30 protein-coding genes are annotated in these 26122 nt (G+C 63.3%); 12 read left to right on the plus strand and 18 right to left on the minus strand.

The annotated features are described in order from the left end of the window. The first annotated feature begins 82 nt into the window (after positions 1-82). Positions 83-1954 (plus strand): TonB-dependent receptor domain-containing protein, encoded by a 1872-nt coding sequence (locus tag APH36_RS16760; RefSeq protein WP_060499537.1) that lies wholly within the window; start codon positions 83-85, stop codon positions 1952-1954. On the opposite strand, the gene APH36_RS16765 is transcribed toward APH36_RS16760, so the two are convergent. The 12 genes from APH36_RS16765 to nrdR all read right to left on the minus strand — a co-directional run bounded on the left by APH36_RS16765 (position 1932) and on the right by nrdR (position 10641). Then, on the minus strand, positions 1932-2744 hold the full coding sequence (locus tag APH36_RS16765) for a cobalamin-binding protein (protein ID WP_060499538.1): 813 nt from the start codon (positions 2742-2744) through the stop codon (positions 1932-1934). The two genes, APH36_RS16760 and APH36_RS16765, sit on opposite strands and share 23 nt — an antisense overlap. Beyond that, positions 2744-3163: a hypothetical protein gene (locus APH36_RS16770; RefSeq protein WP_060499539.1), complete on the minus strand. Its 420-nt coding sequence runs from the start codon at positions 3161-3163 to the stop codon at positions 2744-2746. Before APH36_RS16770 ends, APH36_RS16765 begins: the two co-directional genes overlap by 1 nt. Continuing rightward, positions 3160-3777, minus strand: coding sequence for a GTP cyclohydrolase II (gene ribA, locus APH36_RS16775; RefSeq protein ID WP_012270291.1), 618 nt, complete (start codon positions 3775-3777; stop codon positions 3160-3162). The genes APH36_RS16770 and ribA overlap by 4 nt, the downstream gene beginning before the upstream one ends. 135 nt (positions 3778-3912) lie before the next feature. Further along, the gene (locus APH36_RS16780; RefSeq protein WP_060499540.1) at positions 3913-4656 is read right to left on the minus strand and encodes an ABC transporter substrate-binding protein; all 744 of its coding nucleotides are present in this window, start codon (positions 4654-4656) and stop codon (positions 3913-3915) included. 16 nt (positions 4657-4672) lie between these two features. Beyond that, complete coding sequence (locus APH36_RS16785) at positions 4673-5176, minus strand: phosphatidylglycerophosphatase A (RefSeq protein ID WP_003255391.1); 504 nt, start codon at positions 5174-5176, stop codon at positions 4673-4675. Beyond that, positions 5173-6141, minus strand: coding sequence for a thiamine-phosphate kinase (gene thiL / locus APH36_RS16790; protein ID WP_060499541.1), 969 nt, complete (start codon positions 6139-6141; stop codon positions 5173-5175). The genes APH36_RS16785 and thiL overlap by 4 nt, the downstream gene beginning before the upstream one ends. Before the next feature lie 18 nt (positions 6142-6159). Then, positions 6160-6660, minus strand: coding sequence for a transcription antitermination factor NusB (gene nusB / locus APH36_RS16795; RefSeq protein WP_003255393.1), 501 nt, complete (start codon positions 6658-6660; stop codon positions 6160-6162). Continuing rightward, the gene (gene ribE / locus APH36_RS16800; RefSeq protein ID WP_003255395.1) at positions 6657-7133 is read right to left on the minus strand and encodes a 6,7-dimethyl-8-ribityllumazine synthase; all 477 of its coding nucleotides are present in this window, start codon (positions 7131-7133) and stop codon (positions 6657-6659) included. Before ribE ends, nusB begins: the two co-directional genes overlap by 4 nt. Before the next feature lie 92 nt (positions 7134-7225). Next, on the minus strand, positions 7226-8317 hold the full coding sequence (ribBA, locus tag APH36_RS16805) for a bifunctional 3,4-dihydroxy-2-butanone-4-phosphate synthase/GTP cyclohydrolase II (RefSeq protein ID WP_016484697.1): 1092 nt from the start codon (positions 8315-8317) through the stop codon (positions 7226-7228). An 18-nt stretch (positions 8318-8335) separates the two neighbouring features. After that, the gene (locus APH36_RS16810) at positions 8336-9001 is read right to left on the minus strand and encodes a riboflavin synthase (protein WP_060499542.1); all 666 of its coding nucleotides are present in this window, start codon (positions 8999-9001) and stop codon (positions 8336-8338) included. A 42-nt stretch (positions 9002-9043) separates the two neighbouring features. After that, the gene (ribD, locus tag APH36_RS16815) at positions 9044-10174 is read right to left on the minus strand and encodes a bifunctional diaminohydroxyphosphoribosylaminopyrimidine deaminase/5-amino-6-(5-phosphoribosylamino)uracil reductase RibD (RefSeq protein WP_060499543.1); all 1131 of its coding nucleotides are present in this window, start codon (positions 10172-10174) and stop codon (positions 9044-9046) included. 2 nt (positions 10175-10176) lie between these two features. Beyond that, a complete protein-coding gene (nrdR, locus tag APH36_RS16820) occupies positions 10177-10641 on the minus strand; it encodes a transcriptional regulator NrdR (protein WP_009685710.1) in 465 nt (154 codons plus the stop codon). Between the two features lie 106 nt (positions 10642-10747). Here nrdR and APH36_RS16825 point away from each other — a divergent pair, with 106 nt between their 5' ends. The 3 genes from APH36_RS16825 to trxA are packed head-to-tail and all read left to right on the plus strand — an operon-like array spanning position 10748 to position 12764. Then, a complete protein-coding gene (locus APH36_RS16825) occupies positions 10748-11200 on the plus strand; it encodes a YbaY family lipoprotein (RefSeq protein ID WP_060499544.1) in 453 nt (150 codons plus the stop codon). Beyond that, complete coding sequence (locus tag APH36_RS16830; RefSeq protein ID WP_060499545.1) at positions 11201-11860, plus strand: methyltransferase; 660 nt, start codon at positions 11201-11203, stop codon at positions 11858-11860. 31 nt (positions 11861-11891) lie between these two features. Beyond that, positions 11892-12764: a thioredoxin gene (gene trxA / locus APH36_RS16835; protein ID WP_060499546.1), complete on the plus strand. Its 873-nt coding sequence runs from the start codon at positions 11892-11894 to the stop codon at positions 12762-12764. A 68-nt stretch (positions 12765-12832) separates the two neighbouring features. Here trxA and APH36_RS16840 read toward each other — a convergent pair whose 3' ends face one another. Continuing rightward, a complete protein-coding gene (locus APH36_RS16840; RefSeq protein ID WP_060499547.1) occupies positions 12833-14116 on the minus strand; it encodes a hypothetical protein in 1284 nt (427 codons plus the stop codon). 354 nt (positions 14117-14470) lie between these two features. Next, positions 14471-14833 carry a hypothetical protein gene (locus APH36_RS16845; RefSeq protein ID WP_060499548.1) on the minus strand — a complete coding sequence of 121 codons (363 nt, stop codon included), beginning with the start codon at positions 14831-14833 and terminating at the stop codon, positions 14471-14473. A 128-nt stretch (positions 14834-14961) separates the two neighbouring features. On the opposite strand from APH36_RS16845, the gene APH36_RS16850 reads away from it, so the two are divergent. From APH36_RS16850 to APH36_RS16870, 5 genes are all read left to right on the plus strand, one after another. Beyond that, a complete protein-coding gene (locus APH36_RS16850) occupies positions 14962-15537 on the plus strand; it encodes a DUF2796 domain-containing protein (protein WP_060499549.1) in 576 nt (191 codons plus the stop codon). Beyond that, positions 15538-16248 carry an ABC transporter ATP-binding protein gene (locus APH36_RS16855; RefSeq protein WP_060499550.1) on the plus strand — a complete coding sequence of 237 codons (711 nt, stop codon included), beginning with the start codon at positions 15538-15540 and terminating at the stop codon, positions 16246-16248. It abuts the gene before it with no gap. After that, complete coding sequence (locus APH36_RS16860) at positions 16248-17513, plus strand: ABC transporter permease (RefSeq protein WP_060499551.1); 1266 nt, start codon at positions 16248-16250, stop codon at positions 17511-17513. Before APH36_RS16855 ends, APH36_RS16860 begins: the two co-directional genes overlap by 1 nt. A 63-nt stretch (positions 17514-17576) precedes the next feature. Beyond that, the gene (locus APH36_RS16865) at positions 17577-18089 is read left to right on the plus strand and encodes a DUF3299 domain-containing protein (RefSeq protein ID WP_060499552.1); all 513 of its coding nucleotides are present in this window, start codon (positions 17577-17579) and stop codon (positions 18087-18089) included. Between the two features lie 109 nt (positions 18090-18198). After that, on the plus strand, positions 18199-18882 hold the full coding sequence (locus APH36_RS16870) for an OmpW family protein (RefSeq protein ID WP_014589498.1): 684 nt from the start codon (positions 18199-18201) through the stop codon (positions 18880-18882). Here APH36_RS16870 and APH36_RS16875 read toward each other — a convergent pair. Then, the gene (locus APH36_RS16875) at positions 18870-20063 is read right to left on the minus strand and encodes an MFS transporter (RefSeq protein ID WP_060499553.1); all 1194 of its coding nucleotides are present in this window, start codon (positions 20061-20063) and stop codon (positions 18870-18872) included. The genes APH36_RS16870 and APH36_RS16875 overlap by 13 nt on opposite strands. Before the next feature lie 101 nt (positions 20064-20164). Between APH36_RS16875 and APH36_RS16880 the strand changes: the two genes are divergently transcribed. Continuing rightward, entirely contained in the window at positions 20165-20608 is a 444-nt protein-coding gene (locus tag APH36_RS16880; RefSeq protein ID WP_060499554.1) for a helix-turn-helix domain-containing protein, read from the plus strand. A 52-nt stretch (positions 20609-20660) separates the two neighbouring features. Here APH36_RS16880 and APH36_RS16885 read toward each other — a convergent pair whose 3' ends face one another. From APH36_RS16885 to APH36_RS16895, 3 genes are all read right to left on the minus strand, one after another. Further along, positions 20661-21593, minus strand: coding sequence for an NAD-dependent epimerase/dehydratase family protein (locus APH36_RS16885; protein ID WP_060499555.1), 933 nt, complete (start codon positions 21591-21593; stop codon positions 20661-20663). Further along, entirely contained in the window at positions 21586-22470 is an 885-nt protein-coding gene (locus APH36_RS16890) for a sugar nucleotide-binding protein (protein ID WP_060499556.1), read from the minus strand. Before APH36_RS16890 ends, APH36_RS16885 begins: the two co-directional genes overlap by 8 nt. Positions 22471-22620: 150 nt before the next feature. Then, positions 22621-23430, minus strand: coding sequence for a helix-turn-helix transcriptional regulator (locus APH36_RS16895; RefSeq protein WP_060499557.1), 810 nt, complete (start codon positions 23428-23430; stop codon positions 22621-22623). 178 nt (positions 23431-23608) lie between these two features. Between APH36_RS16895 and APH36_RS16900 the strand changes: the two genes are divergently transcribed. After that, on the plus strand, positions 23609-25051 hold the full coding sequence (locus APH36_RS16900; protein WP_060499558.1) for a sodium:alanine symporter family protein: 1443 nt from the start codon (positions 23609-23611) through the stop codon (positions 25049-25051). A gap of 63 nt (positions 25052-25114) precedes the next feature. Next, a complete protein-coding gene (locus tag APH36_RS16905) occupies positions 25115-26113 on the plus strand; it encodes an asparaginase (protein ID WP_177337107.1) in 999 nt (332 codons plus the stop codon). Positions 26114-26122: the final 9 nt, after the last annotated feature.

The following is a 26122-nucleotide window of genomic DNA, read 5'->3' on the forward strand; positions in this document are numbered from 1 at the left end:
CTCCCACAGGTAATCCACTGCTCTTAAGGCCGGAGATATACCTGTGGGAGCGGGCGTGCCCGCGAATGCTATGGTGCAGAAAATGAGAAACCCAACCTTTGCCACCCTGCTTTGCCTCCCTCTCCCGCTGCTGGCTGCCGAACGCGACGACGCCCTCAAGCTCCCCGACGTACTCATAAGCGCCAGCCGCCAGGTCGAGTCACGCACCGCCACCAGCGCCGCGAACACCGTCTTCACCCGCACCGACATCGACCGCCTGCAACCCACCAGCGTCACCGACCTACTCGCCCGCGTGCCCGGCGTACAAGTGGCCCCCACCGGTGGCCGTGGCAGCCTGCCTGGCATCTTCATACGCGGTACCAAGGCCGCACAGAGCCTGGTGCTGGTCGATGGCGTACGCATCGCCAACGCGACCTCTGGCGACAGCGGCCTGCAATTTCTGGACGTGGACCAGATCGAACGTGTCGAAGTGCTGCGCGGCTCGCGCTCGGCGGTGTACGGCAGCGATGCCATTGGTGGAGTGATCCAGATCTTTACCCGCCGTAGCAATGGCAACGGCCTGCAACCGCGCCTGCGCCTGGCAACGGGCAGCAACCAGACGTTCCAGCGAAGCCTTGGCCTCTCAGGAGGTAATGGCGAAACCCGGTTCAACCTCGGCGCCAGCCTGGATGAAACCGCCGGCATCGACTCGACCGGGCCATCATTCGCCAGCGACGGCGACCACGACGCCTACCGCAACAAGTCGCTCAACCTGAGCCTGAGCCACACCTTCGGCGAACGCTTCGAGGCCGGCCTGAACCTGCTCGACAGCCGTGGCCGCAGCGAGTACGACAACCCGTTCGGCGGCTTCGACCCGGTCACCTTCGAAAGCTTCGGGCAAAAGCCCTACACCGATTTCAGCGTTAGCAGCCTGGGCAGCTATTTCGATGCCCAGGTCACCGATACCTGGCATTCGCGGCTGGAACTGGCCCACAGTGAGAACCGCGACGACAAGCGCGACAAGCTCAGCGCCGAACGCTTCGTGTTCAACACCTACCGTGACCAGGTTTCCTGGCAGAACGACCTGGCCCTGGGCGAGCAACACAGCCTGCTGCTGGGTGGCGACTGGTACGAAGACCGCGTGCACGCCAGCACCGATTTCACCGAGGACAGCCGCTGGAACCGCGCCGTATTCGTCCAGCATCGTTACAAAGGCGAGCAATTCTCCACCGAAGTCGGCGTGCGCCTTGACCGTAACCAGCAGTTCGGCGGACAGACCACCTGGAGCGGCAGCCTGACCGTACCGTTGAATGCGCAGAACGACGTGCTGCTGTCCTACAGCGAAGGCTTTCGGGCGCCAACCTTCAATGACCTGTATTACCCCCAGTTCAGCAACCCGGGCCTGGACCCCGAGCACTCCAGAAGCTACGAGTTGCAATGGCGCAGCCAGCTGACCACGGACAGCCGCCTGGAAACCTCGCTGTACCGCACAGACCTGCGCGATGCGATCGTGTTCGGCCAGGACTCGATACCCCGCAATGTCGCCTCGGCACGCATCAACGGTTTCGAGATGGCCCTGGCGCAACAATGGGGCCCGTGGCGCAGCCAGCTGGGCCTGGCACTGATCGACCCGCGTGACCGCGACAGCGGCCACACCCTCGCCCGCCGTGCCCGCCGCACACTGAGCCTGGACCTGGACCGTGAACTGGGGCGTTTCAGCGTGGGGGCAAGCTGGCAAGCAGTCAGCAGTAGCTATGACGATGAAGCCAACCGCAACCGCATCGGCGGCTATGGCCTGCTCGGTTTGCGCGGTAGCTGGGCAGCCACGGATGAAGTGAAACTGGAAGCAAAGCTGGATAACCTGCTGGACCGCGCCTACAACCGTGCCCTTTACAGCTATGAAGGCGCCTACCACCCGTACCGCGAAGAAGGCCGTACGCTGCTGTTCAGCCTTACCTGGACGCCGGCGCTTTAGCCGCGAGCAACGCGCACAGGCGGGCGGTGGCTTCGATCATCTGCCCGCTGGGGCGCTCCAGGCCTTTGTCAGGTACCACCAGCAAGCGGCCATCGGCAACCGCACGCAGTTGCGGCCAGGCCTTCCAGCTCGCAAGCTGCGCCTGATCGCCAGCCAGGATGACCTGCGGGTTGCGCAGCAGCACAGACTCCACATTCACCTGTGGCGCCGGCTGACTGAGGTCGGCGAACACATTGCGCGCCCCGCACACGGCCAAGGCATCGCTGACCACCTGCCGGCCACCCAAGGTGTACAAGGGGCGGTCCCAGACCTGATAGAACACCTGCAATGGCTCATCGCGCCGATACTGCTGACGCAGCTGCCCCAACCGCTCCCGCAGGGCCTGGGCGTACTGATGGCCTTGCTCGGCACGCCCGACGCGCCCGGCAATGGCCTCGATCTGCTCAATTAGTTGCTTGATGTCATGGGGTTCGGCACTGAAAGTCGCAATGCCCAGGCGCTTGAGCTGGTCGCGCTGGGCGGGCGGCACGCTGCCAGGCCACAGCAGTAACAGGTCAGGGCGCAGGCTGAGCAGGCGCTCCATGTCCAGTTGCCCTTGGCGCCCCACCGAGGGCAGGTCGCGCAGCGCCGCCGGCCGTTCACCACCGTCAAGCACACCCACCAGCAGGTCGTCGGCCTGCAGTTCGAGCATGATTTCAGTCATCGACGGCGCCAGACTGACGACCCGCATGGGTTCAGCGGCCAGTGCGGTGCAGGCTACCAGCACCAGAAGGCCAGCCAGCAGGCGCATTAACCGAGCTGACGCGGAATGCGATAGAGGTACAGCACCACCACGGTGGACAGCGCCAGCAGGATCTGCGGCACCGCTTCCAGTCCGACCAGCACCGACAGCGCAGCGACCCAGGCCGGGAAGCAGGCATACAGCATGGCCAAGCGCCGAACCCGCGCCAGTTCGATCCAGGCGGCGGGCTCTTCGCCCGTGCCAAGCACCTTGGAGGTGGCGATCAGGGCCCGCTTGTAAGCCCCGAAACGCGGCAGGCTGAGGAACATGGTCGCCGCGCCGGCAATGAACAGTGGCATGGCCAGCACCGGGATCAGTGCGTCACCGCCACCAAAGGCCCAGGCCATCACCGGCAGCGGCACCAGGCCCACCGCCAGGTACTGCCACCAGGCCAGCGCCAGGCGCCGCTTGACCTCGGTGCGGGTCACGCCTGGGGCGCCTCGCCTTGGTGTTCGTTGCCCAGCATGTGGCCCAATTTGCCGGCCTTGGTCGCCAGGTAGTAGCGGTTGTGCGGATTGTGGCCGGTGTGCAGCGGCACACGTTCGGCAACCACGATGTTCATGTCGGTCAGGGCTTTGACCTTGCGCGGGTTGTTGGTCATCAGCCGCAGCGACTTCACGCCCAGGTGCTCCAGCATCGGCAGGCACATGGCATAGTCGCGCTGGTCGGCGGCAAAGCCCAGGCGCTCATTGGCTTCGACGGTGTCGGCGCCGCCATCCTGCAGCTCGTAGGCGCGGATCTTGTTCAGCAGGCCAATGCCACGGCCTTCCTGGCGCAGGTACAGCAGCACGCCACGGCCTTCACGGGCGATGGCCTGCAGCGCGGCTTCCAGCTGAGAGCCGCAGTCGCAGCGCTGGCTGAACAGGGCATCGCCGGTCAGGCACTCGGAGTGCAGACGCCCCAGCACCGGCTGACCGTCCGCGATGTCACCCAGGCTGAGCACAACGTGCTCACGGCCAGTGGCTTCGTCGAGAAAGCCATGCATGGTGAAAGTCGCGAAAGGCGTCGGGAGTTTAGAGGCGGCAACAAAGACGACGGGCACGTTGTGCTCCTGGAATAAGTAGGAAATTTCTCGTGAGCCGATTGTATCAGCAGGTTGGGGGATGTGGGCTGGCTGAATACCGTGGCTTAAGATCGAAAAGTTCGATGCTTAGGCTATCCAGGCCCGGCCCTGGCTTCAGTGCGGTTTGCTATCCGAAGTGAACGGATACGGCTGCTTCCAGCGCTCGAAGATCGGCTTCAGTTCGCCACTGCGCACCAACTCGGCCATGCGCTTGTCAAACAGGTCGCTCAAGGCTTTGGCCTGGTCGTTACGGGTAAAGGCCAGGTACAGCGGCAGCTCGGCCACATGCGTGCGACGGAAGCGCTCAGGCTGGGAGCTTTGGCCGAGCACGTAGTCAACCTCGGTCAGCGCATCGATATAGAAATCCACCCGGTCATGCTCAAGCATCGGCAAGATGCCTTCGCGGCGCTGAACTTCCCGGAAGTCATGCACATTGGGCAGATAGCTGGCGTAGTCATAGCCGCGTACCCACGCCAGGCGGTATTTACCCACGTTCTCAGAGGTGGGCACAGGCTTGCTGGCCAGCCCCAAGGCGTAGATATGGTCCATGTCGAAGTGCCAGCGCGGGTAAAGGTTATCGTCGTTCTCTGCCTTGTACGAACCCACCCAGGCATCAGCCTCGCCCCGTTTCACCAACCCGACCGCCCGGCTGTAGGGCGCGCTCTGGGTCACCACCTTGACCCCGGCCGGCTCGAACACCTTGCGCAGCACGTCCCAGGCGACCCCGGTACCGTCGGCGTTGGTATAGTCGAGCCACTCTTCACTGACCAAATGTATCTGCTTCGGCACACCGTCAGCAGCTGTCACCCACGGGGCAACACTCAGCAGCATTGCCAGCAGCACAGTCCTTATGGCCATTCACGCGCTCCCTGTTTCAGGCAACCGCCCACACCAGAACCTGCATGCCCAGCCAGGCGAACACGCCGGCCAGGATATCGTCGAGCATGATACCGACGCCCCCGTGCACATGGCGGTCGATCCAGCGGATCGGCCACGGCTTGAGGATGTCGAAGAAGCGGAACATCAGGAACCCTGCCAGCAGCCACTGCCAGCCTTCCGGCACCAGCCAGAGGGTGATCCACATGCCGACAATCTCATCCCAGACAATGCCTTCATGGTCGTGTACACGCAAGTCATTGGCGACTTTGCCGCACAACCAGAAGCCAAACAGCATGCTCACGCCGAGCAGCAGCCAGTACCCCCAGTCGGGCAGCATCTGCCACAACGGGATGAACGGTATGGCCACCAGCGAACCCCAGGTGCCTGGGGCCTTGGGCAAGGTGCCGGAACCGAAGCCGAAGGCGATGAAGTGCCACGGGTTGCGCCAGACCGAAGGCGGAACGAACTCCGCAGGCACCTGGTTGGGGTGATCGGTCACGGTGTCTCCCTAAAGTGTTGATAGCCCCGCTGAACGGGGGTGATGTCCCGGCCCTGCGCGTCGCGCAAGGTCACGCCCTGCCCTTCGAGCACACGGCCAATGGTATGCACCTCGACGAAACCGAGGTTGGCCAAGGGCGCCAGCGCCTCAGGCGGCAGCGTGAAGGCCAGCACGTAATCGTCGCCACCCGCAAGCGCAGCCTGCACTGCCGCCTCGCGGCCGAGGAAGGCCTCTACAGCAGGAGACACTGGCACCTGATCCAGGTTCACCTCCAGCGCCACGCCGGACGCCTTGGCGATATGCCCACAATCTGCGAGCAGGCCATCGGAGATGTCCAGCGCTGCGGTGGCCTGGCCGCGCAGCAGCGTGCCCAGGGTGAGCTGCGGCATCGGCGACCAGTAATGGGCAAGCAGCGACTCAGCCAGCTCGGCGGGCGCCTCGCGCTCACCCAGTACCAGCGGCAATGCACCGGCGGCCTTGCCCAAAACCCCGCCGACGCACAGCAAGTCGCCTGGCCGTGCACCGCTGCGGCGCAACGCCTGGCCAGCCGGCACGCGGCCGAACACGGTAACGGTGATGCTCAGTGGCCCCCGGGTGGTATCCCCCCCGATCAGGCTCATGCGGCAGCGGTGGGCCATGCGGCTTAGGCCGTCCGCAAAGGCGGCCAGCCAGTCTGGGCCAACATCCGGCAGGGTCAGGGCGAGGGTGAAGCCGATTGCGGTCGCCCCCATGGCCGCCAGGTCACTGGCCGCCACGGCCAACGAGCGCTGGCCGAGCAGAAGCGGATCGCAGACAGCAGGAAAATGCACCCCGGCGACCAGGGTATCGGTCGACACCGCCAGTTGCTCACCCGGGGGAAGCTGCAGCAGGGCGCAATCGTCACCGATCCCCAGTGCCACGCCCTCGCCGCCCTGCGCACAGGGCGCGGCGGCAAAGTAATGGTTGATCAGCTCGAACTCACCCATGGGCAGGCAGCGCCGGAATCAGCGCTTGTTCGCCTTGACTTCTGCTTCACGCAGGGCCGGAGCGAGCTTGTCCAGCACGCCGTTGACGAACTTGTGGCCATCAGTGGCACCGAAGACCTTGGCCAGCTCGACACCTTCGTTGATCACGACGCGGTAAGGCACATCGACGCGCTTGATCAGTTCCCAGGTGGACAGACGCAGCACGGCCAGTTCGACCGGGTCGAGCTCTTCCAGTGCGATGGTCATGCAAGGCACCAGCGCCTTGTCGATTTCGCCCTTGATTGCCGGGACCCCATGCAGGATCTCGCGGAAATAGGCACCGTCGACATCTGTGAAATCGTTATCCACCCGGAACTGCGCTTCGATCTCGTTCAGCGAATGCTGGGCCATGTGCCACTGGTACAGGGCCTGGGTCGCGAGCTTGCGGGCTTCGCGGCGCTTGGCGCTCTTCGAGGGCTTGCCGGCATCCGCAGGTTTTGGATCGCGCGGGTTGAAACGATCGCTTTCGTCGCTAATCACTTGGCCTCCAACTGCGCCAGCAGGCTGACCATTTCCAGAGCGGACAGGGCAGCTTCAGCACCTTTGTTGCCGGCCTTGGTGCCGGAACGTTCGATGGCTTGCTCGATGGAGTCGACGGTCAGTACGCCGAAGGCCACCGGAACACCGAACTCCATGGATACCTGGGCCAGGCCCTTGGTGCATTCGCCCGCCACGTATTCGAAGTGCGGGGTACCACCACGGATCACGGCACCCAGGGCGATGATCGCGTCGTAGGCGCCTTGCTGGGCGACCTTCTGTGCCACCAGCGGGATTTCGAATGCACCCGGGGCACGGATGATGGTGATGTCGCTTTCGCTGACACCGTGGCGTACCAGGGCATCAACGGCACCGCTTACCAGGCTTTCGACGACGAAGCTGTTGAAGCGGCCAACCACCAAAGCATAGCGACCTTTGGGGGCGATGAAGGTACCTTCGATGGTCTTCAGGGTCATTCCGATATTCTCATCTTCAAGAGCGAGGCCGCATGCTGGCGGCCTCGACAGGGGTATGGACTCGAGCTGGAGGGCGTCACTGCCGCCTCAAGTCACTCGGAGGGCACGTATTCTACAACTTCCAGATCGAATCCGGATATCGCATTGAACTTCATCGGCGAACTCATCAGGCGCATCTTGCGCACACCGAGGTCGCGCAGGATCTGTGAACCGGCACCCACGGTGCTGTAGGTGGTCGGTGCCTTGGCCGGTGCATCGCCCGCGCTTTCGCGGATGTGCGCCAGCAGCACGTCGCCGTCCAGCGGGTGGCCCAGCAGCAGCACCACGCCGCTGCCGGCCTCGGCCACGGCAGCCATGGCCGCACGCAGGCTCCAACGGCCCGGCTGCTTGACCAGCAGCAGGTCGCGCAGCGGGTCCATGTTGTGCACGCGCACCAGGGTTGGCTCTTCGGCGCAGATCTTGCCCAGGGTCAGGGCCATGTGCACGTCGCCTTCCACCGCATCGCGGTAGGTGACCAGGTTGAACTCACCCAGCTCGCTTTCCACCGGCTGCTCGGAAACGCGCTGCACAGTGCGCTCGTGGATCATGCGGTAGTGGATGAGGTCAGCAATGGTACCGATCTTCAGGCCGTGCTCGGCGGCGAACACTTCCAGTTCCGCGCGGCGCGACATGGTGCCGTCGTCGTTCATCACTTCGCAGATGACGCCGCTTGGCTCGAAACCAGCCATGCGCGCCAGGTCGCAGGCGGCTTCGGTGTGGCCGGCGCGGGCCAGGGTACCGCCAGGCTGGGCCATCAGCGGGAAGATGTGGCCTGGGCTGACAATGTCTTCGGCCTTGGCATCCTTGGCGGCGGCAGCCTGCACGGTACGGGCGCGGTCAGCGGCGGAAATGCCGGTGGTAACGCCTTCGGCGGCTTCGATCGACACGGTGAACTTGGTGCCGAAGCCCGAGCCGTTGCGCGGCGCCATCAGCGGCAGCTTCAGCGTTTCGCAACGCTCGCGGGTCATCGGCATGCAGATCAGGCCACGGGCGTGCTTGGCCATGAAGTTGATGTGCTCAGGCAGGCAGCACTCGGCTGCCATGATGATGTCGCCTTCGTTTTCGCGGTCTTCGTCATCCATGAGGATGACCATTTTGCCCTGGCGGATGTCTTCAACCAGTTCTTCGATGCTGTTGAGCGCCACGCGGCACCCCCTTCTCAATCAGGATTTCAAGAAGCCGTTGGCGGCCAGGAAGCTTTCGGTAATGCCACTGCCCTTGCTCGGTTCAGCAGCCTTGTCACCCAGCAGCAAGCGCTCCAGATAACGGGCCAGCAGGTCGACCTCAAGGTTTACCCGACGCCCTGCGCGGTAGTCGGCCATGATGGTTTCGGACAGGGTGTGCGGGACAATGGTCAGCTCGAACTCGGCGCCATTGACCTCATTGACCGTCAGGCTGGTGCCGTCGACGGTGATCGAACCCTTGTGGGCGATGTACTTGGCCAGTTCCTTCGGTGCACGCACGCGGAACTGGATGGCGCGGGCGTTATCGCTGCGCGAGATGATTTCACCAACCCCGTCGACGTGGCCGCTGACCAGGTGCCCGCCCAGGCGGGTGGTGGGGGTCAGGGCCTTTTCCAGGTTGACCTTGCTGCCACTCTTGAGGTCGATGAATGCGGTGCGCTTGAGGGTTTCGACGCTGACGTCGGCCCAGAAGCCGTCACCCGGCAGTTCGACAGCGGTCAGGCACACACCGTTGACAGCGATGCTGTCGCCGAGCTTGACGTCATCCAGGTCGAGCTTGCCGGTCTCGACGTAGACGCGCACGTCGCCACCCTTGGGGGTGAGGCTGCGGATGGTGCCGATGGATTCGATGATGCCGGTGAACATGGGGTCTTCCTCAAAAACGGTTTGCACGGGGCAAGCCCGGCATTATACGCCGGGCGCCGGCAGGGGGATGGCCGTGACCCGCCAGTCATCGCCCACTGCGCGCATTTCGGTAATTTTCAGCCGCGGTGCTTTGCTCATCTTGTCCAGCGGCCAGTCCAGCAACGGGCGGGCGTTGGAGCCGAGGAAGGTGCCGGCGACGAAGAACTGGTACTCGTCGACCAGGCCTTGCCGGGCAAAGGCGCCGACCAAGCCGGCACCGGCTTCCAGCAGGATTTCGTTCACGCCACGCGCCGCCAGGGCTTGCAGCAGCGCAGGCAGGTCGACCTGGCCATTGTCGCCCGGCAGGCTGAGCAACTCGTGGCCGGCAGCGGCATAGCCTGGGTCATCTGCGACAGCGGTCACCACCAGGGCCGGGCCGGCCTGGAAGAACGGCGCATCCAGTGGCAGGCGCAGGCGGCCATCGACCAGCACGCGCAGCGGTGTGCGGCTGAGCGCCAGGGCGGTGGTTTCGGGGTCTAGGCCCAGCTCGTCGCCGCGCACGGTCATGCGGGCGTTGTCGGCCAGCACGCTGGCAGCGCTGGTCAGCACCACGCTGGAACGGGCACGCAGGCGCTGCACCGCGGAACGGGCAGCCGGGCCGGTGATCCACTGGCTTTCGCCACTGGCCATGGCGGTGCGGCCATCCAGGCTCATAGCCAGCTTGGCGCGCACGAACGGCAGGCCATGTTCCATGCGTTTGAGAAAGCCCGGGTTGAGCGCGCGGGCCTCGGCTTCGAGCACGCCGCTGGCCACTTCAATACCCGCCTCGGCCAAACGCCGCAGGCCCTGCCCCGCCACTTGCGGGTTAGGGTCCTGCATGGCGGCCACCACCCGCGCCACACCGGCGTTGACCAGCGCTTCGGCACAGGGCGGCGTGCGGCCATGGTGGCTGCACGGCTCCAGGGTGACGTAGGCGCAGGCACCGCGGGCACGCTCACCGGCCTGGCGCAGGGCATGCACTTCGGCATGCGGCTCGCCGGCGCGCACGTGCCAGCCTTCGCCGACCACTTCGCCGTCGCGCACGATCACGCAGCCTACACGGGGGTTGGGGTGGGTGGTGTACAGGCCTTTGCGCGCCAGCTCCAGCGCGCGGGCCATGTAGTGGGCGTCAAGGATGGCGGCTTGGCTGGGCATGTTCACTCTTTAGCCGGCTCACGGGCCAGGCGGTCGATTTCTTCGCGGAACTCGTCCAGGTCCTGGAAGCGCCGGTACACCGAGGCAAAGCGGATGTAGGCCACTTCGTCGAGCTTGCGCAGCTCGGCCATGACCATTTCACCCACCACCAGCGATTTCACTTCGCGCTCGCCAGTGGCGCGCAGCCGGCTCTTGATGTGCGCCAGCGCCGCTTCCAGCCGTTCGACGCTGACCGGGCGCTTTTCCAGGGCCCGTTGCATGCCGGCACGCAGCTTGTCTTCGTCGAAGGGCTGGCGTGTGCCGTCCTGCTTGATCAGCCGGGGCAGCACCAGCTCGGCGGTTTCGAAGGTGGTGAAACGCTCGCCACAGGCCACACATTCGCGGCGGCGGCGCACCTGCTCGCCCTCGGCAACGAGGCGAGAATCGATGACCTTGGTGTCGTTGGCACCGCAAAAGGGACAGTGCATGGTGGCAGGCAACAAAAAAAGGGAGGGCCATGGTAGCGCATTGCACTGGCAAGACAAGCCAAAGGGGTTAACATCCATGGGAATTCTGCCCGTGAAGGACTACCCCATGCACTACCGAGCGCTCGTCGTGCTGTGCTGCGCCGCCCTGCTCACCGCCTGCGGCAGCGACAGGCCAAAGACCGATGCATCCCCTGCACCCACGCCCGCTCGCGCGGCCAAACCGGCAGAAGTGCTGGGCCCGCTGCCGGCCTACCAGCGTGAGCTCAGTGGTACCTTGCTGGAAATACCAGCCGGGGCAGATGTGGAACTGGCCTTGCTGGTGATCGACGAACGCGACCGCCCGCAACGCCTGCTGGCCAGCAGCAACCTGACCGGCACCGGCCAGGCCCTGCCCTACCACCTGCGCTTCAACCCCGAGGCCTTCCCGGCCGGTGCGCGGGTCGAGCTACGTGGCCGGGCCAGCAGCTCCGGCCAGCTGATCATGCACCTGCCACCGGTGCGTATTACCCAAGCGCAGACCCAGGCCACCGGCCCGCTGCGTTTCGAGAAGGCGCCGTAAGTGGCTCCACTGGCCCTGCAACAGGCCCTCAGCGGCCTGATAGGCGAAGCGCGCCTGGTGGTCAGCGAGCTGCCCGGCTGCGACCTGAAGCTGTGGCTGATCGACGACCAGAACATGGACCGCGCCTTCAGCAGCGAAGAAACCCGGCGCATTCTTGAAGAGCCGCCCTACTGGAGCTTTTGCTGGGCCAGCGGCCTGGCCATGGCCCGCTACCTGGCCGAGCGCCCGGAATGGGTGGCCGGCAAGCGCGTGCTGGACTTTGGCGCCGGCTCCGGTATCGCTGGCATTGCCGCCGCACGCGCCGGTGCACTGGAAGTGGTGGCCTGCGACCTCGACCCGCTGGCCCTCGATGCCTGCCGCGCCAATGCCGCCCTGAACAGGGTTGAGCTGAACTACAGCAGCGACTTCTTTGCCGAAGAAGACCGCTTTGACCTGATCCTGGTTGCCGATGTGCTGTATGACCGCGCCAACCTGCCGCTGCTGGATGCCTTCCTCGGTCGCGGCCGCCAGGCGCTGGTGGCCGACTCGCGGGTTCGCGACTTCAGCCACCCGCTGTACCAGCAGTTGGGCGTGCTCGAAGCGCTGACCCTGCCAGACTTGGCCGAGCCACACGAATTCCGCCGGGTCAGCCTGTACCACGCCAGCCGCGACACCTTATAGTGGTGCCATACACGAGTTTGCGAGAGTCGCGATGACCCAAGACACGCCTTACATTTTCGACGCTACCGATGCCACCTTCCAGCAACTGGTGATCGAGAACTCCTTCCACAAGCCGGTGCTGGTGGACTTCTGGGCCGAGTGGTGTGCACCGTGCAAGGCACTGATGCCGCTGCTGGCGAAGATTGCCGAGGGTTACCAGGGCGAGCTGCTGCTGGCCAAGATCAACTGCGACGTAGAGCAGCAAGTGGTTGCCCAGTTCGGCATTCGCAGCCTGCCGACCGTGGTGCTGTTCAAGGACGGCCAGCCGGTAGACGGCTTTGCCGGTGCCCAGCCGGAATCGGCGATTCGCGCCATGCTCGAACCGCATGTGCAGATGCCTGCCGCACCTGCAGCTTCGCCACTGGAACAGGCCAAGGCGCTGTTCGCCGAAAGCTGCTTTGCCGAAGCCGAAGCGCAGTTGCAGGCGCTGCTGGGTGAGGACAACAGCAATGCCGAGGCGCTGATCCTGTATGCCCGCTGCCTGGCCGAGCGTGGTGAGTTGGGCGAGGCCCAGGTGGTGCTGGATGCGGTCAAGACGGACGAGCACAAAGCTGCGCTGGCCGGTGCCAAGGCACAGCTGACGTTCCTGCGTCAGGCGGCCAGCCTGCCGGAAGTGGCGGACCTGAAAAGCCGATTGGCGCAGAACCCACAGGATGACGAAGCGGCTTACCAGCTGAGCATTCAGCAGCTGGCGCGCCAGCAGTATGAGGCGGCGCTGGAGGGGTTGCTGAAGCTGTTCCAGCGTAACCGTGGCTACGAGAACGGTTTGCCGCAGAAGGCATTGCTGCAAGTGTTCGAGTTGCTCGGCGGCGATCACCCGCTGGTTGGCGTGTATCGCCGCAAGCTGTCGGCGGCGATGTTCTGACCTGCCCAGCACCGTTAGTGGGGTGAGGGTGGATAGCACAATCGCTATCAACCCTTCACCTGCAGGCGTCAACCACCATTGCGCATGGCCACGAACTCGGCCGCAGTCAGCAACGGCATTGGAATGATGACAACCGCAAACTGCATGTAGGTCGGATTGCGGTGGATCGCCTGCAGCACACTGAATTTAGAAACCCCACCTGCTGTGAAAACGCCGCCCGACACTGACCCGTCCCCCGCCAACACCTTCCAATCGGTTTCCTCCAACGGCACTTCCTGCTCGCCGGTCCCCCAGCCCACATAACAGAAAGTCAACTTTAACTTGTTGCCAACGGCTGCAATTTTAAAGTAATGGGTAGGCTGAGCATTGAGCACGATCATCGTTGAGTAATACGGCAACAGGGTGAAGCCCGTAATTATCCGAACAATATCAACGGGGTTTCTTTTCAAGGTATCGAGCAGTGCAGCATCCTTGCGAGTCAACGGGTTTTGGCCATAGCGGACACCGCCATCGTCTTGCGGGATGTAACTGCAAAAGCGACCGTCAGGCACGAGTTGCCCTAACGTTTCCGACGCGAATCGCCAGATCGGCGCGGCAGGGTTGACTGTATTCAGCGCCAAGCGCTGACCGGCACTACCGGCGGAAACGATCCGGACCAAGGGGCTGACGTGCGAAGAATAGAGGGCAGCCTCAGGGGCTAAGGCGCCCGCGTCAAAAAGTGCCGCTTCAGCCAGACTGGCCTGGGCAACCGTGGCATCCGGATCACCCTCATCAAGCCCGGTGAATCTTAAATACCCACGCGGGAAAATTATCTGGGCCAATTGCTCGAAATCGCGCCCATAGTACCCTGCATCGGGAATGTGACTGCTTTGCAGGTAGCATAGGCCCGAATGGCTTTCATCCACGCTCAGCCTGTCAGCACGCCCATCGCTCACACTGGCAGAAAGTGAACCATTGTTCTCGCTGGCGTTAGCCATATACAAAACATGGGGAAGCGGAGCTTGAGCGCGCCGCAGATAGAAGCGCAAATCCTTCATCAGCCACTCGCCATAAGTGACATCATCGGTTTTGGGCAGCACAACAACTTTGTCCCTTGCAGGGAGGCTGTCAAAACGGAGCTTGAATGGCAAGCCGGCATCGGTGTCACGCTGTCCCCACCCCAGAAACCCTATGGAGAAGTCGGCTCCAACCGACAGCGTAAAGACTGTGTCGCCGTTGTATTTATATGTCCCAACACACTGGTCCAACCTGAAGGACTGAAACAGTGCCAGGCGCTCATTCTGGCTACCAGCAACTACTTCCAGTAGATCTGCATAAGCGGCGCCTGGCGCTCTTTGAAACTCGTAGCTCATGTAGGATACAAAGCGCCTTGCGAAGGTGATTGTTTCACTGTTGCCAGTTGGAAACTCCGGCAGCGGACTGCCCAACACACACCGGGTCACCAGCCAACCACTTGGGCGTCGATGAACAAAGTCCAGCGTATCGGTGTGGACAGTATCCGGCCTCTGCTGGTAATAGCGCAGCGTTCAACTTTTCAGCGTTAAAAGCAAAGTGCATGCGCCAACCGCGCAAGTCGTACGCTTGCACTACTGCATCGTTTTCAGTCTTCATGGCAGGTTTCCGTAAATGAAGGCCTGCCCATTCAAATCCTCTATGTGGCGAATAAAAACTGGCAGTTTTACCAGTTGACGGCTGCCACCCTTGGCTTAACGCTGCCCACTTGCATCACCCTGCCAACAGTACAGTGGGGCATCCTCGCCGGCCAGCACACGAACCTCAGCACTGTGTCGCAAACGCACCAGCAGCCTCTTGCCCGCTGTTGCGCTACCGGTCAGGCCCGCCAGGTTATCCAGCAACTCGGGGCCAGATAGCTGCCCGGCCTGGCGCAACAAATCGAGTGCCGCCGCCCACTGCCCGTCATCCTGGCGCGCAGCCGCCACCGGAGCCGCCGCAACGGCCTGCGCCACCACCGGCACCTCGACCTGCCGCCCCAACTGCGCCCACTCTTCAGGCGCCAGCTCGATGGTCAGGTCCACCGGCCAGTCACCAATCTGTCCACGAATTCTCACGACGCTTCCTTCTAACCAGGTCAGTACCCCATCCTACCGCATGATGAAACCTGCATTACACAGGCTGGCGGCGCGCAGAAAAGTTGTTATAACATAACCCAATCATTCAGCCCGCCCCGGAGCCGTCCATGCGTCGCCTGCTGCTTGCCCTGCCCTTCGCCTTGCTACCACTGGCCGTGGCCCATGCCCATGATGACCATGATCACGACCACGCCCATGGCACCCTCGGCGCCCACGAGCATGGCGTAGCCAAGCTCAACGTCGTGCTCGATGGCAACACCCTGGAACTGGAACTGGACAGCCCGGCGATGAACCTGGTCGGTTTCGAACATGCCGCCAGCAGCGATGCCGACAAAGCCAAGGTCGCCGCTGTGCGCCAGCAGCTTGAACAGCCACTGAAGCTGTTCGGCCTCTCTGCTGCCGCAGGCTGCAAAGAAGATCAGCAAGAGCTGGAAAGCCCACTGTTCGGTGACGCCCCGAAAGCCGACGACGATGGCGACGAACATGAGCACGGCCACCAGCACAGCGACATCGGCGCCCACTACCAGCTGACCTGCGCCAACCCCGACAAACTGGCACAAGTGGACCTCGGCCCGCTGTTCAAGGCCTTCCCGGCCACCCAGAAGATCAACGTGCAACTGATCGGCCCGAATGGCCAGAAAGGTGTGGAAGCCACGCCGGCCAAGGCAGCGGTCGCTTTCTGAATGAGCCAGCCGTTGATCGAACTGCGTGATTTGGTGTTTGCCTGGCCAGGCCAGCCGCCGCTGCTGGATATTCCGGCCTTCCACCTGGACGCTGGTGAAGCCCTGTTTCTCAAGGGCCCCAGCGGCAGTGGCAAGACCACCTTGCTGGGCCTGCTGGGCGGCGTGAATGTACCGGCTCAGGGCCACATCCAGTTGCTTGGCCAAGACCTTGGCAGCCTGGGCCAGGGGGCGCGTGACCGCTTCCGCGTCGACCACACGGGTTATATCTTCCAGCAGTTCAACCTGCTGCCGTTCCTGTCGGTACGCGAAAACGTCGAACTGCCCTGCCGCTTCTCGCGCAGCCGCAAGGCCCGCGCCGAACAGCGCCATGGCAGTGTCGACCAGGCAGCCAGCACACTGCTGGCCCACCTGGGGCTGGATGACTCCGCCCTGCTCGCCCGCCGCGCCGACAGCCTGTCGATCGGCCAGCAGCAGCGGGTGGCCGCCGCCCGCGCGCTGATCGGCCAGCCCGAGCTGGTGATTGCCGACGAACCGACCTCTGCACTGGACGCCGATACCCGCGAAGCGTTCATCCGCCTGCTGTTCGACGAATGCCGCGCCGCCGGTGCCAGCCTGCTGTTCGTCAGCCACGACCAAAGCCTGGCGCCACTGTTCGACCGCCACCTTTCCCTGGCCGACCTCAACCGCGCCGCCAAGCCCCGGGAGGCCTGATGTACCTGCTCCGCCTTGCCCTGGCCAGCCTGGCCAACCGCCGTTTCACCGCCTTCCTCACCGCGTTTGCCATCGCCCTGTCGGTGTGCCTGCTGCTGGCCGTGGAGCGCGTTCGCACCGAGGCCCGCGCCAGCTTCGCCAGCACCATCAGCGGTACCGACCTGATTGTCGGCGCCCGCTCCGGCTCGGTGAACCTGCTGCTGTATTCGGTATTCCGCATTGGCAACGCGACCAACAACATCCGCTGGGACAGCTTCCAGCATTATGCGCAGGACCCGCGGGTGAAGTGGGCGATCCCTATCTCGCTGGGCGACTCGCATCGCGGCTACAGGGTGATGGGCACCACGACGGATTACTTTGATCATTACCAGTACGGCCGCCGCCAGCACCTGGAATTGAGCCAAGGGCGTGAGTTCGCCAGCGACCCGTTCGAGGTGGTACTCGGAGCCGAAGTCGCCGAGGCGTTGCACTACAAGCTGGGGGACAAGCTGGTGCTGGCCCATGGTGTGGCAGCGATCAGCCTGGTCAAGCATGACGACAAGCCGTTCACCGTGGTTGGCGTGCTCAAGCGCACCGGCACACCGGTCGACCGCACCTTGCACATCAGCCTGGGCGGCATGGAAGCCATCCATATCGACTGGCACAATGGCGTACCGGCCCGTGGCGCCGGGCGCATCAGCGCCGATCAGGCACGTACGATGGACCTGCAACCTGCCGCCATCACCGCGTTCATGCTGGGCCTGAACAACAAGATCGCGACGTTCAGCCTACAACGGGAAATCAACGAATATCGCAGCGAGCCGCTGCTGGCGATCCTGCCTGGGGTGGCCCTGCAAGAACTGTGGAGCCTGATGGGCACGGCGGAACAGGCGCTGTTCGTGGTGTCGCTGTTTGTGGTGCTGACCGGCTTGATCGGCATGCTCACGGCCATTCTCACCAGCCTCAACGAGCGCCGGCGAGAAATGGCAATCTTGCGGTCGGTCGGGGCCAGGCCGTGGCATATCGCAGGGCTGCTGGTGCTGGAAGCGCTGTCACTGGCGGCAGTCGGGATCGTGGCCGGGCTGGGGTTGCTGTATGCGGGTATCGCCTTGGCACAGGGGTATGTGCAGGCCAACTATGGGTTGTATTTGCCGCTGGCATTGCCGAGTGCTCATGAGTGGACCTTGCTGGCTATCATCCTTGGGGCCGCGTTGCTGATGGGTAGCGTGCCGGCTTGGCGGGCTTACAGGCAATCGCTGGCCGACGGCCTGTCCATTCATCTTTAAGAGCCTGCAATGATCAGAAACCTCACTGCCTCCTTCGCGGGCTCGCCCGCGAAGAGGCCGGCAATGCACATGCTGCTGGCCCTGCTGTTGGTGATAGCGATGCCTCTGTGGGCCGCCGAACCCAAAGAGCTGGACTGGCCTGCCCTGATCCCCGAAGGCGCCCCGGTCATCCCGCCACAACTGGCGCCGCTGCATGACATGTCACAGCTCAGCAACGCCCTGTCTGCCGAGTCCGCCCCACCCGCTCGCCAGCAAGCGCCCGACGCGCCCGTGGTGAAAAGCCTCGACGGCCAGCAAATCAAACTGCCAGGCTACATCGTGCCGCTTGAGGTCAGCGAAGAAGGCCGCACCACCGAGTTCCTGCTGGTGCCGTACTACGGCGCGTGCATCCACGTCCCCCCGCCACCGTCAAACCAGATCGTGCATATTTTCAGCGAAATAGGCGTACGCGTCGAAGACCTCTACCAACCCTACTGGATCGAGGGAAAGATGCAGGTTAGAGCCTCCAGCAGCGAACTGGCCGATGCCGGCTACCAGATGGAGGCCGAGAAAATCTACGCGTATGAGCTGAGATGAGAACTGTTTCGAATTCATGAAGACGCTTCTTTGAGCTGGGTCAAACTTTGTGTTTAACCAGCTCCGTACCATTGGACTACTCGATTAATAACGTCCTTTGGGAGCTTCCATGAACAAGTCCTTGCTCGGCGCCTCGCTTGTGGCCCTTGCGCTCGCCGCCCCTGCCGCCCACGCCTACCAGGCAGGGGACATGATTTTGCGCGCAGGCGCCATTACCACTGCCCCGAACGAAAGCAGCGGCGACCTGAAGTTCGACGGCAACAAGGTGTCGGGCACCAAGGCAACCCTGGACAGCGATACCCAGCTGGGCCTGACCTTCGCCTACATGCTCACCGACCACATCGGCCTGGAGCTGCTGGCAGCCACCCCGTTCAAGCACACCGTGGGCGTAAAAGGCCTGGGCGGCGGGCTGGACGGCAAGCTGGCAGACATCAAGCAACTGCCACCGACCCTGTCGCTGCAGTACTACCCGATGGAGCCGAACTCGCGCTTCCAACCGTATGCCGGTGTGGGCATCAACTACACCCTGTTCTTTGACGAAGACTTGAGCAGCGCACGCAAGCAACAAGGCTTCAGCAACCTCAAGCTGCAAGACTCGGTAGGGATTGCCGGCCAGCTGGGCATGGACTACATGCTCACCGACAACCTGCTGGTCAACGCCTCGGTCTGGTATGTCGACATCGACACCAAGGCCAGCGTCAATGGCCCGACCGCACTGGGCTACAGCAAGACCAAGGTCGACGTAGACGTTGACCCGTGGGTGTACATGGTCGGCCTTGGCTACAAGTTCTGACCGGAACACGGCAGGGCGGTTTCGGCCGCCCTTTCTCGTTGCAGCCACAGCCAGTACCCCAGCGCGACCGCACTGATGGCCATGCCAAGCCCACACACCGCAAGCCACCCCCATCGGGCATACACCCGGCTCGCCAGCACCGCACCCAACCCGCTACCGACCGAATAGCAGCACATATAAGCACCAATCAATCGGCTAGCCATCGCGCCACGCCCTGCCAGCAACACGCTTTGGTTGGTGACATGCACTGCCTGCACGGCGAAGTCCAGCATCAGCACACCGAGCACGAAAACGATCAACGACTGCCCGACAAAGGCCGTGGGCAACCACGACAGCGTCAGCAACGCCAGCGCCAGCCCGGTGGTGCGCGCTCCCAGCCCCAGATCGGCCAAGCGACCAGCGCGCGCTGCCGCCAACGTACCGGCCACACCTGCCAGACCGAACAGGCCAATCTCAGTATGGCTCAACGCCAATGGCGCAGCGCTCAGAGGCATGACCATGGCGCTCCACAGCACGCTGAACGCGGCGAAGATCAATACGCCGAACACGCCGCGCTGGCGCAGCAGCCTGTCGTGCCGAAACAAGCGGAATTGGGACACGATCAGCTCTCGGTAACCGGGACGCTGCACCAACGGCTGCCCGCTTGGCAAACAGCACCACAGCACCAACGCCAGCGCCAGCAAGAGCACTGCGGCCACGAGATAAACACTGCGCCAGCCGGCCAGGTCAGCCACCCCACCCGCCACCAGGCGCGCCAACAGAATGCCCAGCACCACACCGCTCGTGACGGTGCCTACCGCTTGCCCTTGCTCAGCGGGCGAGGCCAGGCTGGCGGCATGCGCCACCATCACCTGCACCATCACGGCCATCAGCCCGGTGATGGCCAGCGCCAGCAACAGCATCACCCAGTTTGGCGCCATGCCCACGCCGACCAGCGCCAAGGCCGAGAACAGCAACTGGCCGAGCAACAGGCGTTTGCGGTCGATCAAGTCCCCAAGCGGCACAATCAGCAGCAGCCCCAGGGCATAGCCCGCCTGGGTTGCACCCACTACCCAGCCAATCTGCTGCTGTGCCACACCCAGTTCGGCGGCCATCGATTCGAGCAGCGGTTGGGCAAAGTACACCGTCGCCACCGCCATGGCGCTGGTGATCGCAAGCAGCAGGGTTATCCAGCGTGTCATCGGGGTGGCCTCGACAATGTAGTTTCGAATTGAAACCACTTATGGCTATTTAGCAAAAGTGGTTTTAATCTGCAACCAGACAATCAGGACAGGCCTGCCACATGCTCGATGAAAACAATGCGCAATGCCCGGTAGCCCGTGCCTTGGAGATATTGGGTGACCGCTGGGCGCTGATGATCCTGCGCGATGCCTTCGATGGCCTGCGACGCTTCAGCGAATTTCAGAAGAACCTGGGGCTGGCGAAGAACATCCTCGCCTCACGGCTCAAGCTGCTGGTGGAAAGTGGGTTGCTGATGACGCAGCCAGCTTCGGATGGCAGTGCCTACAAGGAATATGTGCTGACCGAGAAGGGGCGGTCGGTGTTCCCCGTGGTGGTGGGCCTGAGGCAGTGGGGGGAGCGGTATCTGTTTGAAGCGGGCGAGGCGCGTTCGGAGCTGGTGGAAGGCGCTACCGGGCAGACGATCGAGGTCATCCAGGTACGGGCTGAAGATGGGCGGATATTGGCTGCCGAGGATTGCCTGCGCAGAGTTGTGCGGCACGGGTGATTTTGGGGCGGCTGGCTTGCCGGCAATTGGGGCGCGCAGCGCCCCTAGGGCCTCAGGCCTTGCCCAGAAGCCGCGCCAGACCTTCAACCATTGGCGTCGCCTGCGGAAACTCGAACCGCGTCAGCAAGCGCTGATTATCCGCCCGCGAATGGCGAATATCACCCGAACGCGCAGCCACATGGCTAACCGCCGGCAGGCTCCCCACCACCTTCTCCAGTGCCACCAGCAACTGGTTCAGCGAGGTGGCCTGATTGAGGCCGATGTTCACCGCCCCCTCCTCGACCTGCGGCTGCTCCAGCGCCTGCACCATCACCTGCACCAGGTCGCCCACGTAAAGGAAGTCGCGGGTCTGTTCGCCATCACCGAAGATGGTGATCGGCAAGCCCTGCACCGCGCGCTCGCAGAAGATGCTGATGACCCCGGAATACGGCGAGGATGGGTCCTGGCGTGGCCCGAAGATATTGAAGAAGCGGAACACTACCGGCTCCAGGCCATGCTGGCGTCGGTAGAAGTCCAGGTACTGCTCACTGGCCAGCTTGTCCACCGCGTACGGGGTGAGCGGTGCCTTGGGCGTGTCTTCGGCAATTGACTCGCCCTCGCCATTGTTGCCATACACCGCCGCACTGGACGCAAATAGCACCCGGCGCAAGCCATGCACGCGCATCGCTTCGCACACATTAAGGGTGCCAATGAAGTTGCTCTGGTGTGTGCGCACCGGGTCTTCGACCGAGGCCTGCACCGAGGCCACTGCCGCCAGGTGCACCACGGCACTGCAGCCGGCTGCGGCCTGCGTGACCAGCCCGGCGTCGGCAACATCACCTTCGATCAGTTCCAGCCGTGGGTGGTCGACCTGCAGGTTACTGCGCCGGCCAGTGGAAAAGTCGTCGAGAATGCGTACAGCGTAGCCTTTGTCCAACAACGCATCGCACAGGTGGGAGCCAATGAAGCCGGCACCGCCGGTGATCAGGATGGGGGCGTCAGCCATGGCGGTAGAACCGGTCCAGTAGAGGCGGCAGGCCGGCGCGCCAGGCGCGGGGCTTGATGCCGAAGGTATGAAGGATTTTCTTGCAGGCCAGTACCGCGTGCTGCGGCTCTTCGCTGGCATCCGGCCGTGCGGCATGAGCCTGCGGCGTTGGCGCCTGAACCGCGAGCTGGCGATACTGGCCCGCTTCGGCAAGGATCGCCTGGCCCAGCGCCAGCGGCGTGGTCGCCTCGTTGCCAGCGTAATGGTAGGTGCCCCACAGCGGCGCACTGCAATCGAGCTGCTTGAGCACCGACAGGATCACCCGCGCAGCATCGTCGACCGGTGTCGGGTTACCACGCCGGTCATCGGCCAGCAGCAGCTCTTGCGGTTGCTCGGCACGGGTCAGGAAGCGGCCCAGCGACCCGTCGATGCTTTCGTCGAGCAACCAGCCAAAGCGCAGTAGCACATGCTGCGGGCAGGCCGCACGCACACTCTGCTCGATGCGCCACAACGCCTGGCCACGCATGCCCAGCGGCACTGGCTCGTCCTTTTCGCTGTAGGCCGTGGCCCGCGAACCGTCGAACACGCGGTAGCTGGAAGGCTGTACCTGGGTGATCTGGTGGTGCTGGCACAGCTCTGCGAGCCGCTCTACTGCCCGCTCCTGTTGAGCCAGGCGCTGTTCGCTGACCGACTCGGCCTGGAACCAGTCGAAGTAATAGGCCAGGTTGACCACGGCGTCGGGGCGGTGATCGTCGAGCAACTGGGTGAGGCTCGCCGGCGTCCAGCCGTTCTCGGGCGGGCGCGGCGCCAGGAATGCGATGTCCTCCTCGGCCCCAAGACGAATCAGCGCTTGCCCGAGGGCATTGCCACCACCCAACAGCATTAGGCGCATACGCATAGAGTCAGCAGATCCGGAGAGGTTGATGAAGGAAAGGGGTCATTTTGCGGTTTCCTCTGCGGGAAGTCCAACCACAGGCCTTATTCAGTTGCCTGCATGACCTCTGTGGGAGCGGGTTTACCCGCGAAGAGGCCAGTACAGGCGCTACATCTATTCAATCTCAAACAAACTGTTGCGCAATGGCCCCACACTCAAGCGTTCACGCACATCATCATCTATACGCGGATCATCCGGCCGGTACAGTTTCACCTGCCGATAGGCATTGATGCGATTGATCTCTTGCCCCAGATACTCCCACACCACCCGGGTACAGGCCGGGTTGCGTCGATCGCCGCTGGACACTCCAGCCTTCAGACCATTCAGGCGGGTAATGCGGCTTTTGAAGCTGGGGATGAGGATGGTCTGGCTCATTTCGTTGTACGTGAGCGACTCGTAGTCGATCAGGAACAGCCGGTCCTGCAACTGGAACGCAGCCCCCAGGTAGCGGCAGCGTACCTCAGCGTGCTGGTCGGTGGCGCTGGAGCGTTCCTGGCGTTCCTGGCGCTCGAACAGGAAGCGGCCACGCTCCTCCCACAGGTGAACCAGCGACACCAGGATGGTGCCCGGCACCGACATGCAGTTGGAATACTCGAAGTAGTAACCGCAATAACGCGACAGGTTGCCGGCGTGGTCGTGCAGCGGACGGAACAGTTCGCTGATCGGGTCGCTGGGCTGCTCGGCCAGCGTCGACACCCGTGCACCGATGAGCCTGGCGAACTGCTCGGCCGGCAAATTCAGTTCGTAATCCTCGACCCCGAAGAAGTCGCCAATGCGCTTGAGGTTGTAAGCCGTCGGACGGCTCTGCCCGCTCAGGTACTTGTTGAACTGTGCCCGGTTGATCGACAGCTGCCGGCAAACTTCGGAAATAGAGCGGTAGTGGCTGCAAGCCAGCTTGAGGTTGGTAGCGAAATGATCGCTCATGTGCGGGACCCAGGTGACGCGAATGACGCCATTGTAGCATCAAGTCGCGCCAACTAAGAGCAACCCGCGAAATTGTAACCACTCTTGTCATGGCCAACCATGCGCCCCAACGAATAGCGGTGCGCCTGCCGTCCGCTGGTCTTTCCACACGAAGAATAAGAATCGAGGTCATTCTCCAATGCTCGAAGTACTCAACGATTTCCTCTCGGGGAAACTCCTCATCGTGCTGATCGTAGGGCTGGGTAGCTACTTCACCATCCGCTCCCGATTCGTCCAGTTCCGCCATTTCGGCCACATGTTCGCCGTGTTCAAGGAATCGCTGCGTGGCCAGGCAGGCCAGCTGAGCTCCTTCCAGGCCCTGATGCTGAGCCTCGCCGGCCGCGTTGGCGCCGGTAACATTGCCGGTGTCGGTATTGCCGTGACCCTGGGAGGCCCAGGTGCCGTGTTCTGGATGTGGGTCACCGCATTGGTGGGCATGTCCAGCAGCTTCTTCGAATGTACCCTGGCCCAGGTGTACAAGCGCGCCGATGGTGACGGCCTGTACCGTGGCGGCCCGGCCTACTACATCCAGCATGGCCTGAAGCGTAAAGGCATGGCCATCGTGTTCTCGATCCTGCTGCTGGTCACCTACGGCTTCGCCTTCATCGGCCTGCAGTCGTACACCGTGACCCACTCGCTGCAGAACGCCTTCAACTTTGCCCCGAGCCAAACCGGTATTGTCCTGGCCGTGCTGCTGGCCATCACCTTCATCGGCGGCATCAAGCGTATCGCTGCGGTGTCGGACCTGCTGGTACCGGTCAAGACCCTGGCCTACATCGGCGTGACCCTGTACGTGATCGGCACCCAGATCGAACACGTGCCGGCCATGCTGGAAACCATCTTCAAGAGCGCCTTCGGCCTCGACCCAGCCTTCGGCGGCCTGCTCGGCAGCGCCATCGTCATGGGCGTGAAGCGTGGTGTGTTCGCCAACGAAGCGGGCCTTGGCAGTGCGCCGAACGTCGCTGCCGTGGCTGCGGTGAAACACCCGGGCGCCCAGGGCGTGGTCCAGGCCTTCAGCGTGTTCCTCGACACCTTCGTGATCTGCACCTGCACCGCACTGCTGATCCTGCTGTCGGGCTTCTACACCCCGGGCTTCGAGGGTGACGGCATTGTCCTGACCCAGAACTCGCTGGCCGCCGTGGTCGGTGACTGGGGCCGTGTGTTCGTCAGCGTTGCACTGTCGCTGTTCGTGTTCACCTGCATCCTCTACAACTACTACCTGGGCGAGAACAGCCTGCAGTTCCTCACCCGTAACCGCGTGGTACTGATGGTGTTCCGTGGCCTGGTGCTGGCACTGGTGGTCTGGGGCTCGATGCAAGACCTGTCGACCGTGTTCGCCTTCGCCGACATCACCATGACCTGCCTGGCCTTCGTCAACCTGGTGGCCCTGGCCCTGCTGTTCAAAGTCGGCCTGCGTGTGATGCGCGACTACGACGAGCAGCGCAAGGCGGGTATCCAGCAGCCGGTGTTCGATTCGACCAAGTTCGCCGACCTGGACCTGGACCGCAATGCCTGGCCTGCCAATCCGCAGGCGGAAACAGCCACTGACAAAACAGTCGGCCAAGCACAGCCTCAGCGCTGATACGCTGCCCTGCCAAGCCGCCCCTTCTGCGGGCGGCTTTTCTTTCTCCGCTCTCCGCTACGGATGTTCTCCATGCGTGCCGTAAAGAATCTTCTCGTTCTCTATACCGGTGGCACCATCGGTATGCTCGAAACCCCTGAAGGCCTGGCGCCAGCCGGTGGTTTTGAAGCACGGATGCGCGAGCACTTCGCGCACATGGCCGATGCGCCTCAGCTTCAATGGACCCTGCATGAACTGAACCCGCTGCTCGACAGCGCCAACATGCAACAGCACAACTGGCTGGCGATGCGCGATGCCATTGTCGATGCGGTGGATGTGGCGGGCCATGACGGCGTGCTGGTGCTGCACGGCACCGACAGCATGGCGTATAGCGCTGCGGCATTGTCGTTCCTGCTGCTGGGGCTGCCGGTTCCGGTGCTGCTGACCGGCTCGATGCTGCCGGCGGGTGCCGCTGACAGCGATGCGTGGGCCAACCTGTGTGGTGCGCTGCGCCAGTTCGAACATGGCCTGGAAGATGGCGTGCAGCTCTACTTCCATGGCCAATTGCTGCATGGCTGCCGCGCCTCGAAGCTGCGTAGCGAGGCGTTCGATGCCTTTGCGGCGCTGCCGCGCCATCGTGATGGTGAGCATGCCGAGATGATCCCTGCCGAACTGGGCTACAAGCAGCCGCGCAAGCCGGTCAACCTGGCGGTCGTGCCGGTGTTCCCGGGGCTGCAGGCCGGGCACTTGCAGGGTTTGATCGACAGCGGTGTGCAGGGGTTGCTGCTGGAATGCTACGGCAGCGGTACAGGGCCATCGGATGACCAGGCATTGCTGAATGTACTGAGCGCGGCGCGCCAGCGCGGTGTGATGCTGGCGGCTATCAGCCAGTGTCCTGAAGGCTCGGTGGTGTTCGACACCTATGCGGCGGGCAACCGCTTGCGCGGGGCCGGATTGGTCAGTGGTGGCGGCATGACCCGTGAGGCAGCGCTGGGCAAGATGGTTGCGCTGTTGGGGGCGGGCTTGAATGTGGATGCAGCAGAGCAGTGGTTTGCTCTGGACCTGTGCGGCGAACGGGCCTGAACAGGCGAA

Origin of the sequence: Pseudomonas sp. NBRC 111133, from assembly GCF_001320605.1 — a bacterium.
GTDB classification, from domain to species: Bacteria; Pseudomonadota; Gammaproteobacteria; order Pseudomonadales; family Pseudomonadaceae; genus Aquipseudomonas; species Aquipseudomonas monteilii.